The sequence below is a fragment of the Streptococcus mitis genome (genome assembly GCF_002860865.1).
Taxonomy (GTDB): domain Bacteria; phylum Bacillota; class Bacilli; order Lactobacillales; family Streptococcaceae; genus Streptococcus; species Streptococcus mitis_AT.
The window spans coordinates 716,682-732,991 of the sequence record NZ_PKIE01000001.1 but is presented as its reverse complement, the minus strand read 5'-3'; the positions used below and the strand labels follow the sequence as shown (position 1 = coordinate 732,991).

Sequence of the window (16,310 nt, the reverse complement as noted above, 5' to 3'; positions counted from 1 at the left end):
GTTTCCTCCTAGATGAAATTTATTTTACAGGAATCGTGTTACAAACGTGTTAATGATAGGGTTTCAATTTAGTTTCGAGAAACGGTTGTTAGTTAGTAAACTAATTTTTAGTGGACAATCGTACACTTTTTTTATATAATTCTAGTCAACCGAATAGTTGACTTATAAATTTGTAAGGAGGTGTACTGTGAGAGACGTTTATACAAGAGTAACCCAAATTGCAAGAGACCAGATATATCAATTCATGAAGGATAATCAGGTTTCGCCTCTGAACTATCACTTTCATTACTATTTTGATGATTGCATTCAGAAGTTCAATATCAAGGTGATGGAGCATCACTTTACCAATCGGAAGATTGAAGGTCTTACCATGATTGATGAAGACGGTATTTCAATTTCCTATGAAAGCCAGAACCCACAAGTAAAGCAGAACTTCACCAAGTGTCATGAACTAGGTCACTATATCTTGGGACATTCTGGTAATCAGTTTACTGAAATGAGTAATAACAAAGATACACTTGATGAGAGTGAAGCTAATTTTTTCTCAGCATATATTCTTATGCCAGACATCGTCTTGCTGTCAAAGATTTACTATCGCCTGGATAGTTTCAAGCAGGTCATGACAGAACTATCAGTATCAGCAGATGCACTGAAATTCAGATTACAAGATTTGTTTCGTTATCGTTTGAAACGGGATAATCAAAAGGTTAGCTCAGCTATTTGCCAATATCAAATAGGTCTGAGCAAAGCTGTTCTAAATCTCTTTGAGGAAGCTCACGCAGAGATTGAAGATGAGTATCGAGTGGTAGAAGGTAATGTTCTTGCTAAAGTTCTAAATCGATTGAGAGAGTGTTATTTTGTGGCAAGTACAGAGTTTCCTGAGTTGCTAGAAAATAGCTTTCGCAAGGAGTTGGAGCAAGAAGACGATATTGGTACTTGGTTAGAGTATGATTTTGGGCAGTCGGTGGGCTACGCCTGGCGTACAGATAAGCTGACAGCAAAGCAAGCTAAATTAAGAGCTAAAACAATACTGCTATTAGAAAAGAGGTAGTTATGTATCAACCTGATAAATTAAAACAAAAGCGAGAAGAACTAGGTTTAGAGCAACAAGAATTAGCGGAACTCATCGGAGTTTCAAAGCAGGCTTACTTCAAATGGGAAAAAGGTTTGTCAAAACCAACTAAAGAAAATATTGCCAAGTTGGAGAAAGTCTTAAAGGTTTCAGAAGGTTATCTGACTGAGGATGAAATTTCATCTCTCTATAAGCAACTGACAGAGCCAAACCAGGAGAAAGCTATTACCTATGTTCGTGACCTGGTAGCGTCGCAAAAGGTTATCAGTATTGCTGAGAAACGTTCAGAGTACCATGTTTATGAGAAACTTTCAGCGGGTATTGGTGCTTCTGTTTATGGAGATCTGGACTATGACGTTGTTTATTACAATGAAGAATTGCCGCATGATTTTGCCTCTTGGGTTGACGGGAACTCGATGGAACCAACTTATCAAAATGGAGAAGTGGCTCTTATCAGAGAGACTGGTTTCGATTATGACGGAGCGGTTTATGCTGTCGTCTGGGATTCGCAGACTTACATCAAGAAAGTCTATCGTGAAAAAGAAGGGCTCCGTTTGGTGTCAATCAATAAGGATTATCCTGATAAGTTTGCGCCATTCGATGAGAACCCACGAGTAGTTGGGAAGATTGTTGGTCACTTCATGCCATTGGAGGACTAAGTATGGGCTATTTTGATTATTCACGAGAACCAAAGAGCGACATAGCTTTTGTGGATATGAAATCCTTCTATGCCAGCGTTGAGTGTGTGGAGCGTGGACTCCATCCCTTGAAAACGTCTCTTTGTGTTATGAGTAGAGCGGAAAATGCTAACGGTTTAATATTGGCTTCCTCGCCCATGTTTAAGAAGGTGTTCGGAAAGAATAACGTTAGCCGTTCCTACGATTTACCTTTTGATATTAAGACTAGGAAATTCAACTATTATGTTGCACGCAGACAAGGTCTGCCTATTACCCTTGACTATGTACGATTTATCGAAGAGTGGGCTAGGATTACCTACATCGTTCCGCCTCGCATGGATTTATATATCGAGAAGAACATGGAAATCCAACACATTTTCCAAAACTACGCTAGTCCAGATGACATTCTCCCTTATTCCATAGATGAGGGATTTATTGACCTCACATCATCTTTGAAATACTTTGTTCCTGATGAGAAGATCAGTCGCAAAGATAAGTTGGATATGATAGCTGCTCGTATTCAGCGTGATATTTACCGAAAGACAGGCGTTTACTCAACGGTTGGGATGTCTAACAGCAATCCTCTATTGGCAAAGCTAGCGCTGGATAATGAGGCTAAGAAGACACCAACTATGAGGGCTAATTGGTCTTATGAAAATGTCGAGGACAAAGTCCGGAATATTCCCAATCTAACTGACTTCTGGGGAATCGGAGAACGAACTGAAAAACGATTGAATAAGTTAGGCATTCATTCCATCAAAGACCTGGCTAACTTTAATGCAGACTTACTCAAGAAGGAATTTGGAGTGGTAGGAGTGGAGCTCTTTTATCACGCTAATGGTATTGATGAAAGTGACGTTCATAAGCCATACAAACCAAAATCACACGGTTTAGGAAATTCTCAGGTCTTACCAAGGGATTATTATAGACGAGCTGATATTGAGTTAGTTCTTCGAGAAATGGCAGAGCAGGTTGCTATTCGGCTGAGGCGAGCTCATAAGAAGTGCTGTACGGTGTCTATTTATATCGGATTTTCAGGGTTTGAAGGTAAGCGACACATACAAGCCCAAACGAAGGTAGATCCGACAAATAATACGCGAGTGTTGACTGACCATGTCCTCATTCTTTTCAGGAAGAAGTATGAACTAGGTGCTGTCAGAAGTGTTGCCGTCACTTACTCAAACTTTGTGGATGAGTCCTTACAACTCATTTCACTTTTTGATGATATTGAACAAATCGAGAAAGAAGAAAGCCTCCAAACAGCGATTGATTCCATCCGAGATAAATTTGGCTTTACTTATATTCAGAAGGCTAATTCGTTATTAGAAGCCTCACGAAGCATTGAGCGAAGCAAATTGATAGGTGGTCACTCAGCTGGTGGATTAGATGGACTAAGATGATTGATAGAAGTTATCTCCCTTTTCAAGCAGCTAAAGATTATCAGGATAGAGGCATGATGAAGTGGATGGGATTTTTCTTATCAGAGCACACCACGTCGCTAGATGATGATAGACACAGGATTGAGATGACATCTGATTTGACCGATATGGAGAAGTTAGTTCTAATTGGTCAACTCTATGCCTCACAACTCCAGGGCATGTTTGTCATGAAAGGGAAAAATGTGAGGAACACCTACTTTGGAAGAGTAACTGAGATTAGCTCACAAGAAATCACAATAAAAACAGCTGACAAGTATCAGCTGCTTCAAGTGAAGTATATTTTATCCATCAATATGACGGAGGAAACAGATTTTGAGTAGAAAAGAAATTTATGAAGGCAAGCTGAAAATAGATTATTTCTCTGACTCTTACCTCAAGTTTGAAGAGGATTTTTATCGCTATTCAGCACTAGGAGAACCACTAACAACTCTCACGGATGATATCCTCAGAGCAATGGCGATGGGACAGAAGAATTATTTCAAGCTCAGCAAACGCCACAGTAAAGACGAACTAGACCATTATTTCTATTTTACTATTGAATTTAGTAAGAAAGAAGTAGGGGTGAGGAAGTTTAAGTATTTGAAAGAGTTTGACAATAAATATGGTAAAATAAAGGTATAAATTTTTAATAAGAAGCGAGGCTAGCCTCCTTTGTTATATTCATAACAATGGAATCCTAAAAGTCTCTCTTTATGAGGATAAATATGGATAATAACAGACAAAAAGAACTTCTCGAACTATTAGCTCAGGCACAGGAAGAAGTCATGAACGGCAATGAGGTCTCTACGGAGTTTGCACGTGTACTCTTTCCCCCCGCACGAAAAGAATATGAATTAACCTACTACGGCAAAGAAGGTGAACAATCTATTATCAGTCAAACTTTTGCCGTGCCTTTGCAAGAAAATCGAAGATTTGGTGAATCTACTGAAAGTGATTGGTTAAATAAAATTATTTTCGGCGATAATTTACAAGTCTTAAAAACTCTTGTAGAGATGAAGCATAGAGGTGAACTGAAAAATGCGGATGGTACTGACGGCGTGCGCTTGGTTTATATTGATCCACCGTTTGCGACAAAACAAGATTTTTCGAATAAAGATTCTAAAGCTTATTCTGATAAATTAGCTGGTGCAGAATTTTTAGAATGGCTTAGAAAACGTCTTATCCTGCTACGAGAAGTGTTAGCTGATGACGGATCTATTTACGTACACTTGGATTGGCACAAGGCACATTACGTTAAAGTCTTGATGGATGAGATTTTTGGAGAGGGAAATTTTTGTAATGAGATAGTTTGGTATTATAGACGATGGAATATTGCAGGAAAATATTTTGCTCGAAATCATGATACTATATTTTGGTATACAAAAAATAAAGGAAATCATGTTTTTAACCAGATGTATATTCCTAAATCAGAAAAATCTTCTGCTCAGGGGAAGGCTTGGAAAAGCGTTATTGGAGAAGACGGCAAACGACGGTCAATTCAAACAGATGAAAAGACCAAGGGTGTTCCTATGCCTGATACTTGGGAAATTTCAATGATTAACCCAGTTGCCAAAGAGAGAATTGGATACCCTACTCAAAAACCAGAGAAATTGCTTGAACGAATTATTAAATCATCATCAAATAATGGAGATTTAATTCTCGATTGTTTTGGAGGTTCGGGAACGACTGCGGCAGTGGCAGAGAAGTTGGGTAGACGATGGATTACTGTAGATGCAGGGAAGTTATCTATTTATACTATTCAAAAAAGAATATTAGGAAATGAATCACATAAACCTTTTGCAGTTTATGATGCAGGTCTGTATGATAATGAAAAACTAAATGATTTTGATAGTACACAGTGGAAACAGTTTGCCATGGCTTTATACAATGTTCAACCTTCTTATCAGTCAATCAAAGGACTTTCTTTTGATGGGATGAAAGATGGTTCTCTAGTTAAAGTTTATTCCCTTAATGAATTAAATGGAATGGGAGCAAAAATATCAGAAGATACTTTGGAACAGATTTATTCTCGCTTAGGTTCAGCTGCCCCTAATGAGATATTCATTATTGCTCCGCAAGGGAAATTTACTTTTGCAGTAGATGAGTATGATAATGACGGTGAGTGGAATACAATATTTAATATTCTTCGTGTTCCATATTTAATGTACCAAAAATTTACTGAGAATTTCAAAGGTACTTTACAGGCAGACGATACTGACTCGGTAAATGCGGTTGTTGATGCTTACGGATTTGATTTTATGCGAAAACCCAAAGTTGATTTTGAAATTATTGGAGAAATACTAAGGGTTAATTCTTTTGAATCATTTTCTAGATTGAAAGGCAAAGAAAATATAAGTGGTTTTGAGGCGTTCTCAATGCTTTTAGTTGATTTAACGTATGATAATAAAGCCTTCAATGTGGACAGAGTATATTACCATAAAGATTTCGATGAAAATCAATCTATAATATTTGATGAAAGTCAAATTGATGGTCAAGCGATGTTTATATTTGTAGATAAATTTGGAAATGAGTTTGTAACAACGAGGGGAGAAATGGCATAATGGAATATAAAGATAGTGATTTAGTCCTAGAAGTTAGTAAAAACGTAAACCCTGTAGTTTGGGACGAAGGATTTTTTCAAAATTTCTTTGATATGCTATTTGGAAAAAGAAACTATCAGAAAGAAGCAGCTGAAACTGCTTTACGTTTTCTCAACTCTGGTGAATATAAAGATATAACAGCATTAGCAAAAGAAAATTTTGAAAAGAATCAAGTCATAAGAGCAAGATGGAACAATGATTTTAATTTGATGCAAGATGATTTAGATTTATCTGACAAGCTGTCAGCAACCTTAGATTTAGCTACAGGAACAGGGAAGTCATATGTTATGTTTGCGATAGCGCTTGTTATGCTTGCCACAAAAAAAGTTCCTCGAGTTCTGGTATTAGTTCCTAGCGTAACCATTGAAAATGAGCTGACTCAAAAATTTAAAGACCTTCTAGGAAATTTACAACTTCTTAAAACTCTAGGAGATAATTTTGTACCACCTCAAATTTTAAATGGCGATAGTACACTTGTGGAAAATTCCATTGCTGTTGAAAATCGAAATGCTATTTATAAAGCTCAAGCAACTAGAAATTCTATAGTTGATAGTTTAAAGGGAAATGGCGAAAATACACTTATATTGAATGATGAAGTTCACCATGTTTATTATTCTGAATCGAATGAGTGGAGAAGCTTTATTGAAGATGAAAGTAGTAATAATATCAATTTCAAATATGTTATTGGAGTAACAGGAACAGCCTATAAAGGAAAGAATAAAAGTGGGAATGACTACTTTTCAAATGTTATCTATCGTTTCTCTCTTCGTGATGCAATAGAACAGGGGTTTGTTAAGGATATAGAATACATTTCAAAAGAAGATATTCCAAAAGATAAGGACGAGAGATGGCAAGTAATTTTGAATTCTCATAACCAAATTGCATCGCAAGTTCCTGAAGAACTTGGTATTAAGCCCATTACAATTATTGTGACGTCCAAACAGAATCTTGCTGATAGTAAAGCGAAAGCTTTTAAAAAATTTTTACAAACACAAAGAAAGCTGACTGATGCAGAAGTTAATGACATAGTTCTTTCAGTTCATAGTGGACAGAAAGCAGCTATTGATAGAATGAAACTGTCTAAAGTTAATGAAAAAGGTAATCCAGTGGAATTTATCTTTAGTGTTTCAATGCTTACTGAAGGTTGGGATGTTAAGCGTGTATTTCAGATTGTTCCAGATGACGAAAGAGCATTTAACTCAAAACTTTTGATTGCTCAAGTTCTTGGAAGAGGTTTGCGTGTTCCAGAGGGGTGGGATACTAGCAAGTGGGGTGCCCCGACAGTGACAGTTTTTAACCATGAAAAATGGTCTGCCAATGTAGAGGCACTTGTAAATGAGGTTCTGGAGATTAGACAGCGAATCACTTTGTCTGTTAATAAAGAATCAAATTATAATTTCAGTTTGACGAATGTAAAATATTCTTCAAAAACTGACACTAAAGATTATCCTAAAATGGGTACATATAATTTATGGGAAAATGGTGTTAATTTACCAACAGATGATAAATTTGGGAAGAGTACTATTACCCTGACAGATATTAAGACAAAATCAGATAGAAACTTCCAAACAACTTACGAGCATGAGCAGATTACAGTAAAAGAAATGGCGAATATTTTGTATAGCCGATTCGAGGATTTGGAAGACAGTGAGTATGCACAAGAATATCAGAACTTATGGTCAGTTTCAAAAATAAAAGCCATGATTGAAGAATCGTTGAAAAAAAGTGGAAATACTCATATTACAAAAAGTCTTAAGAATAAATTTTTGTCGTCTATGAATGTTATTTTTAGGGATGGTTCAAAAGTAGTTAGTTACGACATTGAGCCGCAAGAATATTTTACCGTTTCAACTGTTAACTTACCTAAAAATACTTCTGAAATAAGTGGATTTAGAATGAATAAAGTTCTTTTTTACGGCTCAGATTTGGAATCTAGTCTTTCATCTGATAAAGCTAGTTTAGATACTTTCCGAGAACTAACAGACACATCAAATGGATATAAAACGAAGAAAATTGAGAATAAATACAATTTTAAAACTCCTCAATTTGGGATTGTAACAACAGGTAATCCTGAGAAAGAATTTTTAACTAAGCTCACTACTGATGAAGAAGTTATCAAAAGTATTGATTCGTTCATAAAATCCGATGACATGAGTTTTTACAGTATTGACTATTCTTGGCAAAAAGGTACCCACCATAAGAATGGACAATTTAATCCAGACTGGTTTATTAAACAAGGTGATAATATTATTGCTGTAGAAATTAAAGATAATTCACAAATTTCTGAACCAGATTCAGAGAATATTGGGAAAAACAAAGCAGCGATTAAACATTTTAATTTTATAAATGAAAAGCATGAATCAGATGGTAATTTGACTAGATATAAATTTACATTTTTGACACCTAAAGATTTTGATATATTCTTTAAGAAACTCTCTGAGAAAGATATAATGAATTTCAAGAGTCAATTAGATGTTAAATTAGCTGACTCTAAATAATTTTTTACTAAAAATCTATCTTTTTCGGAAACACATAAATGACAGTAGAAAATCTGCTGTCATTTTTTGCTGCCCAGAAACTAAAAAACTTCCCTTAGAATAGTCCAAGAGAAGCTGTAAGTCATTACAAGTTTTTACAACTATTTGTATAAGATGTGGTAAATTTTTGGTAAGTTTTGCCATTCACACTCATAAAACCTTGATATAACAACGTTTTTGAGTTGTCTTACTTCATCGTAGGGAAGAGCAATACATCACGGATAGTAGTTGTATCAGTGAGGAGCATGCAGAGACGGTCGATACCGATTCCCAAACCACCTGTTGGTGGCATACCGTATTCAAGGGCTTCAATGTAGTCATAGTCGATGCCTGTTGCTTCATCATCACCAAGTTCTTTGGCTTTGGCTTGGGCTTCAAAACGGCTAAGTTGATCGATTGGGTCGTTGAGCTCAGTAAAGGCATTACCGTACTCCTTAGTCATGATGAAGAGCTCGAAACGGTCAGTAAAGCGTTCGTCTTCAGGATTTTTCTTCGCGAGTGGAGATACAGCTACTGGATGTCCATAGACAAAGGTTGGTTGGATCAAGGTTTCTTCAACAAACTCTTCAAAGAAGGCATTGATAATGTGACCAACTTCAGTATAGTGTTTCTCAACTGGAACTTTCTTCTCAGCAGCAATAGCTTTGGCTTCCTCGAAAGTCATGTCTTTCCAGAAATCGACACCAGTAATTTCTTTGATAGCATCCACCATGTGAACACGTTTAAATGGTTCGTTAATCTTGATTTCAGTACCTTGGTAGTTGACTGGGCCATCACCTTTGACTGATTTAGCAGCGTGTTGGATAATGCCTTCAGTTAAGTCCATGATGTCTTGGAAGTCTGCATAAGCTTGGTAGACTTCGATAGAAGTAAATTCAGGGTTATGAGTAGCGTCCATTCCTTCGTTACGGAAGATACGGCCAATTTCATAGACACGTTCCATACCACCAACGATAAGGCGTTTCAAGTGAAGCTCAGTCGCGATACGAAGCACCATGTCAATATTTTGGGCATTGTGGTGGGTGATAAATGGACGGGCTGCCGCACCACCAGCTTCGTTATGAAGAACAGGTGTTTCCACTTCAAGGAAACCTTTTTGATCAAGGTAACGACGGATTTCAGAGATGATTTTTGAACGGGTGACAAAACGCTCAAAGCTTTCGCGATTCGAAATCAAGTCCAAGTAACGTTTACGGTAAATTGTTTCAACGTCTGTCAAACCGTGGAATTTCTCAGGGAGTGGGCGAAGTGCTTTAGACAAGTGAGTGATGTGAGTAGCTTTGATAGAGAGTTCTCCCATATCTGTACGCATCACTTCACCTTCGACACCAAGGAAGTCACCAAGGTCTGCTTTTTTGAAGATTTCATAGTTTTCTTCACCGACAGCATCCTTACGAACGTAGATCTGGATTTGACCTTCGCGGTCTTGAAGGTGGGCAAAACCTACTTTACCTTTACCACGTTTGGTTACCAAGCGTCCTGCGATAGTAGCTGTTTCGTTTTTATCGTGTAATTGTTCTTTATCGAGGTCGGCATATTTATCTTTTAATTCTTGTGAATTTGCAGTGCGTTCAAAGCGTTTTCCAAAGGGATCGATTCCTTGTTCACGGAGCGCAGCCATTTTTTCACGGCGAACGATCTGCTGGTCATTTAGTTCTTCCATATGTTCTGTTGACATGGGATCCTCCTAGTTTTACTCAAAATTGAATACGATGAGTCATTTTTTGCGATACTCCCATTTTATCATAAATAGCCAAGAAATTCACGGATAATCTTTCAAAACTAAAAAGAACTTGACGCTAATACTCTTCTAAAATTTCTTCAAACCACGCCAACGTCGCCTTGCCGTATGTATGGTTACTGACTTCGTCAGTCTTATCTACAACCTCAAAAACATGTTTTGAGCTGACTTCGTCAATTCTATCTACAACCTCAAGGCAGTGCTTTGAGCAGCCTGCGGCTAGTTTCCTAGTTTTCTCTTTGATTTTCATTGAGTATAAAATCAAGTTCTGTTATTGATAGGAAGTATCATTCCACGTATCAAGAGTAAATATTTCAAAATCATGGGTTTCTAGAATGGTCAGGCTGGCATTTGCTAGACCGCCATCTTTACGAAGAAGAGGCTCTTTATAACCTAGAAGAGTACGAAGACTAGCAGTAAGATTGGCGCCATGCCCGACAATTAGAATACGCTCAGCTGGACTATCTTTAAGTGATTTGATAAATTGGATGGTCCGTTGTGTTGTGCTATAGAGGGATTCAGCTCCGAACATTTGAGTGTCAAACTTGGCAAGATTTGAACGGAAAGCCTGGATTTGTTGCGGGTAAATAGCTTCCAAAGTTGCGATTTTCAAACCTTCTAATTTCCCCAGCTGCCATTCACGGAGGTTAGGAACACTTTCTAAAGGACAGGGTGTCTGGAGTTGACTTTGGATAATCTTCGCAGATTTGACCGCTCGGGGTAAATCACTTGAATAAATCTGATCAAAAGGAATATCCTTGAGATACTGGCCAAGTTGTTTTAAGGTTTCAATGGATTCAGGAAGAAGGGGAGAATCACCACTAGCACCTTGAAAGCGTCCTTCTTGGTTCCAGACGGTACGACCGTGGCGGACAAAGTAGAGTTTCATTACTTGCTGTCCTCCAAAATATCTGCAAAGTCAGCCTTTACAAAGCTAGCCAAGTCTTGTGGTGCGACAATAATGCTGTGGCCGACTTCCCCAGCAGAGACAATTAATTGATCCAAGTCTAGGGCGATCTTATCGATAAAAATGGGGTAATTGTGTTTCTGACGAATACCGACAGGATTATTGGCTCCATGAATGTAACCTGTTGTTTTTTCTAAGTCCTTTTGTGGAATCATGCTCACTTTTTTATTGCCAGAAATTTTAGCTAGTTTCTTTTCAGACAAGTGCTGAGTGATAGGCACAATTCCGATAATCGGTCCTGTCTTGTCTCCTAAAAGAGCCAAGGTTTTGAAAATCTGATCTCGTTCATAACCTTGCGGAAGTTCTCCTTCCAGGGCATTGATTTGAATCCCTTGATGTTGGATACCTTCTTTAGACAGGATTTGTTCCACCAATGTTTTTTTGATTTTAACTTTTTTTGCCATTATTTATACTTATCCTCCAATTGGCTCATCCAAATACCAAGCCAGATTCCCAGTGCAAAGAAGAAGGCGATGATGACATACCCAACAAGTGAAAGACCTGTGTATTGGATACTTTCAGCGTTTCCTGCATTTGGAATCAAGATCAAAAGAGTACTTGATAAGACGATTCCAATGATGAAATGATAGACGCGTGAGTGGTAGTTATTTAAGGCATAATCCATCAATTTTGAAAAAATGATGAGAGTTGCGCCTGCTCCGATTCCAATCGGGAAGAAAGTTCCCAAGAGGTCAAAGGTTTTAAAACCAGTCAACATAGGAGCATAGAGTCCCAAAATTAAAAGTAGATTTGATGGACTGAGGCCAGGTACCAATACGCCAAGAGCCAGTAGTGCACCTGCTAGGACGAAGTTAAGAAAGCTGGCGCTTAAGGTTCCAACAACAAAATTTAAGGCATAGAGTCCTAATCCAGAAATAATAAAGGTCGTCCAGAACCAAGCTAAATCAATCTTGTCTCGGTCAGATTCTCGAGTTGATTCTTTGAGAAGGCTAGGAACAGTACCAATGATAGCCCCCGCAAAGCTCCATAAGACAAAGACCTGATAATTTTCAAGCAGGTATTCAATCGGGTAAGAAAATAAGCCGATTCCCAGAATCATACCGATGGCAACTGGAATAAAGTACAAAACATTTTCTTTAAAGTCCTTAAAGGGGTGGGCCAGAAAGCCAATCATCCGTTCGTAAATTCCTAAGATTGCTGCTAGAACCCCTCCGGAAATTCCCGGTAGGATAAATCCAAGAGCAATTACAATCCCTTTAATAAGGCGTGCTAACCATGAGAGCATATTTTTCCTCCAACTATTTCTATTTCAAAAAATCCTTACTATATTGTATCACAATCAAACACAAAAAGAAAAAGCAAATGCTAAACAAATGCTTTTAAGGTTTTAAAAAGAGTTTTCTAAAGGTTTCTTCTTTATTTTTTAAGGAAGAAATGACGTTGATATCTAAATCGTGGTCAAAGCCAGCAATTTTTCCTTTAGATGTGTATTGGTGGATGTCGTAATCTAAGTCCGTATTAGGTTTGCTTTCGAAAAATCCAGTATTTGAACCGTATGAAGGAATCCAAACAGAGGTAAACTTGTCTGTATCAATACTGTGTTCTTCCATGAAGTAGACCCCAACGTAGATGCCGATATTTTTTGCACCAAGTGATTCTAGCTTTGCTCGAAAGGCTTCAACACCCTCGTTCATATTGGACATGGTTTTTTCTTCTACGTCTAGCCAATAATAACTAGGGCTGTATGGTGAAGAGGCGTTATAAAAAACTTCAGCGGCTTTTTCCATTTCTTGGACACTTTTTCCAGCTAAATAAGCATAGACACCAACTGGGACATTTCGTTTTTGAAACTCCGTGATATGGGTTTTAAAGGCTTTATCTACCCCATTAACAAAGGCAGCATCGTTCTCTTTGGACGTTTGAGCGCCACTATGGACGCGAACAATAGCTCCAGAAATGTTTTGGGACAGAGTATCGTAATTAATTTCCTCAGGACGCTGCCAACCAGAAACATCAATTACCGGTTTATCTATATTGTGTAGCGCTTGTGTTTCTACTTGCGCGATATTTGACTTTGTTTTTACAGGATGGTCCTCAAAACGAGGGCGATTCAGGATTAAAATGAAAATCATAACCCCCAAAAAACCAAATAAAATAAGCGGATTAATTTTCTTTCTCATATCTCATAATTTTACCTTAAAAATGAAAAAAAATCAAAAAAAAATACTCAAAAAATGGGTTAAGGAAAGGACTTTGGAGTATTTTTTCATTCAAGGGAGCGGAATGATTTGAAATATGGTATAATAAAAGAGAATTTCTAGAGAAAAGAGAAGATTATGTCAAATTATGCCATTATTTTAGCAGCGGGTAAAGGGACTCGCATGAAATCTGATTTGCCAAAAGTGTTGCACAAGGTTGCGGGGATTTCAATGCTGGAACATGTTTTCCGTAGTGTGGGAGCTATCCAACCTGAAAAGACAGTAACAGTTGTCGGACACAAGGCAGAATTGGTTGAGCAGGTCTTGGCTGTACAGACAGAATTTGTGACTCAAGCTGAACAGTTAGGGACTGGCCATGCAGTTATGATGACAGAGCCTATCCTAGAAGGTTTGTCAGGTCACACCTTGGTCATTGCAGGGGATACTCCTTTAATCACAGGTGAAAGCTTGAAAAACTTGATTGATTTCCACATCAATCATAAAAATGTGGCCACTATCTTGACTGCTGAAACAGATAATCCTTTTGGCTATGGACGAATTGTTCGTAATGAGAATGCTGAGGTTCTTCGCATTGTTGAGCAGAAGGATGCTACAGATTTTGAAAAGCAAATCAAGGAAATCAACACTGGAACATATGTTTTTGACAACGAGCGTTTGTTTGAGGCTTTGAAAAATATCAATACCAACAATGCTCAAGGTGAATACTATATTACAGATGTCATTGGCATTTTCCGTGAAGCTGGTGAAAAAGTTGGTGCTTATACTTTGAAAGATTTTGATGAAAGTCTTGGGGTAAATGACCGTGTGGCACTTGCGACAGCTGAGTCAGTTATGCGTCGTCGCATCAATCATCAACATATGGTCAATGGGGTTAGCTTTGTCAACCCAGAAGCAACTTATATTGATATTGATGTTGAGATTGCCCCTGAAGTTCAAATCGAAGCCAATGTTACCTTGAAAGGTCAAACGAAAATTGGCGCTGAGACTGTTTTGACAAATGGAACGTATGTAGTGGATAGCACTATCGGAGCAGGAGCTGTCATTACCAACTCTATGATTGAAGAAAGTAGTGTTGCAGACGGTGTGACAGTCGGTCCTTATGCCCACATTCGTCCAGGTTCAAGTCTGGGTGCCCAAGTTCATATTGGAAACTTTGTTGAGGTGAAAGGTTCTTCAATCGGTGAGAATACCAAGGCTGGTCATTTGACTTATATCGGAAACTGTGAAGTGGGTAGCAAGGTTAATTTTGGTGCTGGAACCATTACAGTCAACTATGACGGTAAAAACAAATACAAGACAGTCATCGGTAACAATGTCTTTGTTGGTTCAAATTCAACCATTATTGCTCCAGTTGAGTTAGGTGATAATTCCCTCGTTGGTGCGGGTTCAACTATTACCAAAGATGTGCCAGCGGATGCCATTGCTATTGGTCGCGGTCGTCAGGTCAATAAAGACGAATATGCAACACGTCTTCCTCATCATCCTAAGAATCAGTAGGAGCCTATCATGGAATTTGAAGAAAAAACGCTTAGCCGAAAAGAAATCTATCAAGGACCAATTTTTAAACTGGTTCAAGATCAGGTTGAATTACCAGAAGGCAAGGGAATTGCCCAACGTGATTTGATTTTCCACAATGGGGCTGTCTGTGTTTTAGCAGTAACGGATGAGCAAAAGCTCATCTTGGTCAAGCAGTACCGTAAAGCTATTGAGGCTGTTTCTTACGAAATTCCAGCTGGAAAACTGGAATTAGGAGAAAATACAGACCCTGTTGCAGCAGCTCTTCGTGAATTAGAGGAAGAAACAGCCTACACAGGGAAATTAGAACTCTTGTATGACTTTTATTCAGCCATTGGCTTTTGTAATGAAAAGTTAAAACTATACCTAGCAAGCGATTTGACAAAGGTGGAAAATCCGCGTCCGCAGGATGAGGATGAAACCTTAGAAGTCCTTGAAGTGAGCTTAGAAGAAGCTAAGGAATTAATCCGATCAGGTCATATCTGTGATGCCAAGACAATTATGGCTGTTCAGTATTGGGAATTGCAGAAAAAATAGAGGAGGTCAGTATGGGTAAACCTTTATTAACGGATGAAATGATTGAAAGAGCTAATAGAGGCGAAAAAATTTCAGGTCCCCCTTTGCTAGATGATGAGGAGACTAAGATTTTACCAACCTCTTCTTCCCGTTTTGGTTATGCCAATCCTAAGGATCATGGCTTTAGCCAAGAAACCTTGAAGATTCAGGTCGAACCGTCTATTCATAAAAGCCGTCGCATTGAAAATACCAAGAGAAATGTCTTCAATTCTAAATTAAATAAGATTTTATTTGCAGTCATCTTTCTCTTGATCTTGCTTGTCTTAGCAATGAAACTTTTGTAATAGAAAAGGAATTGAAATGAAAATTGGAATTATTGCGGCTATGCCAGAAGAACTGGCTTATCTGGTCCAGCATCTAGACAATGCCCAAGAGCAAGTTGTTTTGGGGAATACCTATCATACAGGCACCATTGCCTCTCATGAAGTCGTTCTTGTAGAAAGTGGAATTGGTAAGGTCATGTCTGCTATGAGTGTGGCGATTTTGGCTGATCATTTCCAAGTGGATGCTCTAATTAATACGGGATCTGCTGGAGCAGTAGCAGAGGGTATCGCTGTTGGGGATGTTGTGATTGCTGACAAGTTAGCCTATCATGATGTGGATGTCACAGCTTTTGGTTATGCTTATGGACAAATGGCGCAACAACCGCTTTATTTCGAATCAGACAAAATCTTTGTTGCCAAAATTCAAGAGAATCTATCTCAATTGGACCAGAACTGGCATCTTGGTTTGATTGCTACAGGAGATAGTTTTGTCGCAGGAAATGACAAGATAGAAGCGATTAAGTCCCATTTTCCAGAAGTTTTAGCAGTTGAGATGGAAGGAGCAGCTATTGCTCAGGCAGCGCATGCCCTTAATCTCCCAGTTTTAGTCATTCGAGCTATGAGTGACAATGCCAACCATGAAGCAAACATCTCTTTTGATGAGTTTATTATAGAAGCTGGACGTCGCTCTGCCCAAGTCTTATTAGCCTTTTTGAAGGCTTTAGATTAAGCGAAAATTTGACAGTTTTTCTAGCTTATGATAA

Annotated in this window: 17 protein-coding genes; 11 read left to right on the top strand and 6 right to left on the bottom strand. The window is 38.2% G+C overall.

The features are described 5' to 3' along the window. The first annotated feature begins 187 nt into the window (after positions 1 to 187). From CYK18_RS03595 to CYK18_RS03565, 7 genes are all read left to right on the top strand, one after another. On the top strand, positions 188 to 1,051 hold the full coding sequence (locus CYK18_RS03595; RefSeq protein ID WP_101785115.1) for an ImmA/IrrE family metallo-endopeptidase: 864 nt from the start codon (positions 188 to 190) through the stop codon (positions 1,049 to 1,051). Positions 1,052 to 1,053: 2 nt separating this feature from the next. Next, entirely contained in the window at positions 1,054 to 1,731 is a 678-nt protein-coding gene (locus tag CYK18_RS03590; RefSeq protein WP_101785113.1) for an XRE family transcriptional regulator, read from the top strand. 2 nt (positions 1,732 to 1,733) lie between these two features. Further along, positions 1,734 to 3,149 carry a Y-family DNA polymerase gene (locus tag CYK18_RS03585; RefSeq protein WP_101785111.1) on the top strand — a complete coding sequence of 472 codons (1,416 nt, stop codon included), beginning with the start codon at positions 1,734 to 1,736 and terminating at the stop codon, positions 3,147 to 3,149. Further along, positions 3,146 to 3,508, top strand: coding sequence for a hypothetical protein (locus CYK18_RS03580; RefSeq protein ID WP_101785109.1), 363 nt, complete (start codon positions 3,146 to 3,148; stop codon positions 3,506 to 3,508). Before CYK18_RS03585 ends, CYK18_RS03580 begins: the two co-directional genes overlap by 4 nt. Continuing rightward, positions 3,501 to 3,809 carry a DUF5960 family protein gene (locus CYK18_RS03575; RefSeq protein WP_101785106.1) on the top strand — a complete coding sequence of 103 codons (309 nt, stop codon included), beginning with the start codon at positions 3,501 to 3,503 and terminating at the stop codon, positions 3,807 to 3,809. The genes CYK18_RS03580 and CYK18_RS03575 overlap by 8 nt, the downstream gene beginning before the upstream one ends. Before the next feature lie 83 nt (positions 3,810 to 3,892). Then, the gene (locus CYK18_RS03570) at positions 3,893 to 5,728 is read left to right on the top strand and encodes a site-specific DNA-methyltransferase (protein WP_101785104.1); all 1,836 of its coding nucleotides are present in this window, start codon (positions 3,893 to 3,895) and stop codon (positions 5,726 to 5,728) included. Next, positions 5,728 to 8,265, top strand: coding sequence for a DEAD/DEAH box helicase (locus tag CYK18_RS03565; RefSeq protein WP_101785102.1), 2,538 nt, complete (start codon positions 5,728 to 5,730; stop codon positions 8,263 to 8,265). Before CYK18_RS03570 ends, CYK18_RS03565 begins: the two co-directional genes overlap by 1 nt. A 226-nt stretch (positions 8,266 to 8,491) precedes the next feature. Here the strand turns inward: CYK18_RS03565 and lysS are convergent, their stop codons facing one another. The 6 genes from lysS to CYK18_RS03535 form a co-directional block, all read right to left on the bottom strand. After that, positions 8,492 to 9,982, bottom strand: coding sequence for a lysine--tRNA ligase (gene lysS, locus CYK18_RS03560; RefSeq protein WP_000102449.1), 1,491 nt, complete (start codon positions 9,980 to 9,982; stop codon positions 8,492 to 8,494). Positions 9,983 to 10,103: 121 nt separating this feature from the next. Continuing rightward, a complete protein-coding gene (locus CYK18_RS11045) occupies positions 10,104 to 10,295 on the bottom strand; it encodes a hypothetical protein (RefSeq protein ID WP_101785100.1) in 192 nt (63 codons plus the stop codon). 21 nt (positions 10,296 to 10,316) lie between these two features. Then, positions 10,317 to 10,934, bottom strand: a complete 618-nt coding sequence (locus tag CYK18_RS03550; RefSeq protein ID WP_101785098.1) for a histidine phosphatase family protein — start codon at positions 10,932 to 10,934, stop codon at positions 10,317 to 10,319. Continuing rightward, positions 10,934 to 11,416: an aminoacyl-tRNA deacylase gene (locus CYK18_RS03545; RefSeq protein ID WP_101785096.1), complete on the bottom strand. Its 483-nt coding sequence runs from the start codon at positions 11,414 to 11,416 to the stop codon at positions 10,934 to 10,936. Before CYK18_RS03545 ends, CYK18_RS03550 begins: the two co-directional genes overlap by 1 nt. Next, entirely contained in the window at positions 11,416 to 12,258 is an 843-nt protein-coding gene (locus CYK18_RS03540; protein WP_101785094.1) for a DUF368 domain-containing protein, read from the bottom strand. Before CYK18_RS03540 ends, CYK18_RS03545 begins: the two co-directional genes overlap by 1 nt. 94 nt (positions 12,259 to 12,352) lie before the next feature. Beyond that, on the bottom strand, positions 12,353 to 13,153 hold the full coding sequence (locus CYK18_RS03535) for a glycoside hydrolase family 25 protein (RefSeq protein WP_101785092.1): 801 nt from the start codon (positions 13,151 to 13,153) through the stop codon (positions 12,353 to 12,355). A gap of 156 nt (positions 13,154 to 13,309) precedes the next feature. On the opposite strand from CYK18_RS03535, the gene glmU reads away from it, so the two are divergent. From glmU to CYK18_RS03515, 4 genes are read left to right on the top strand one after another with little or no spacing between them, the layout of a single operon-like run. Next, positions 13,310 to 14,689, top strand: coding sequence for a bifunctional UDP-N-acetylglucosamine diphosphorylase/glucosamine-1-phosphate N-acetyltransferase GlmU (glmU, locus tag CYK18_RS03530; protein WP_101785090.1), 1,380 nt, complete (start codon positions 13,310 to 13,312; stop codon positions 14,687 to 14,689). Positions 14,690 to 14,698: 9 nt separating this feature from the next. Further along, positions 14,699 to 15,244, top strand: a complete 546-nt coding sequence (locus CYK18_RS03525; RefSeq protein ID WP_101785088.1) for an NUDIX hydrolase — start codon at positions 14,699 to 14,701, stop codon at positions 15,242 to 15,244. 11 nt (positions 15,245 to 15,255) lie between these two features. Further along, positions 15,256 to 15,567: a cell wall synthase accessory phosphoprotein MacP gene (gene macP, locus CYK18_RS03520; protein WP_000517861.1), complete on the top strand. Its 312-nt coding sequence runs from the start codon at positions 15,256 to 15,258 to the stop codon at positions 15,565 to 15,567. A gap of 16 nt (positions 15,568 to 15,583) precedes the next feature. Next, positions 15,584 to 16,276 carry a 5'-methylthioadenosine/adenosylhomocysteine nucleosidase gene (locus tag CYK18_RS03515; RefSeq protein WP_101785086.1) on the top strand — a complete coding sequence of 231 codons (693 nt, stop codon included), beginning with the start codon at positions 15,584 to 15,586 and terminating at the stop codon, positions 16,274 to 16,276. The last annotated feature ends 34 nt before the right edge of the window (positions 16,277 to 16,310 follow it).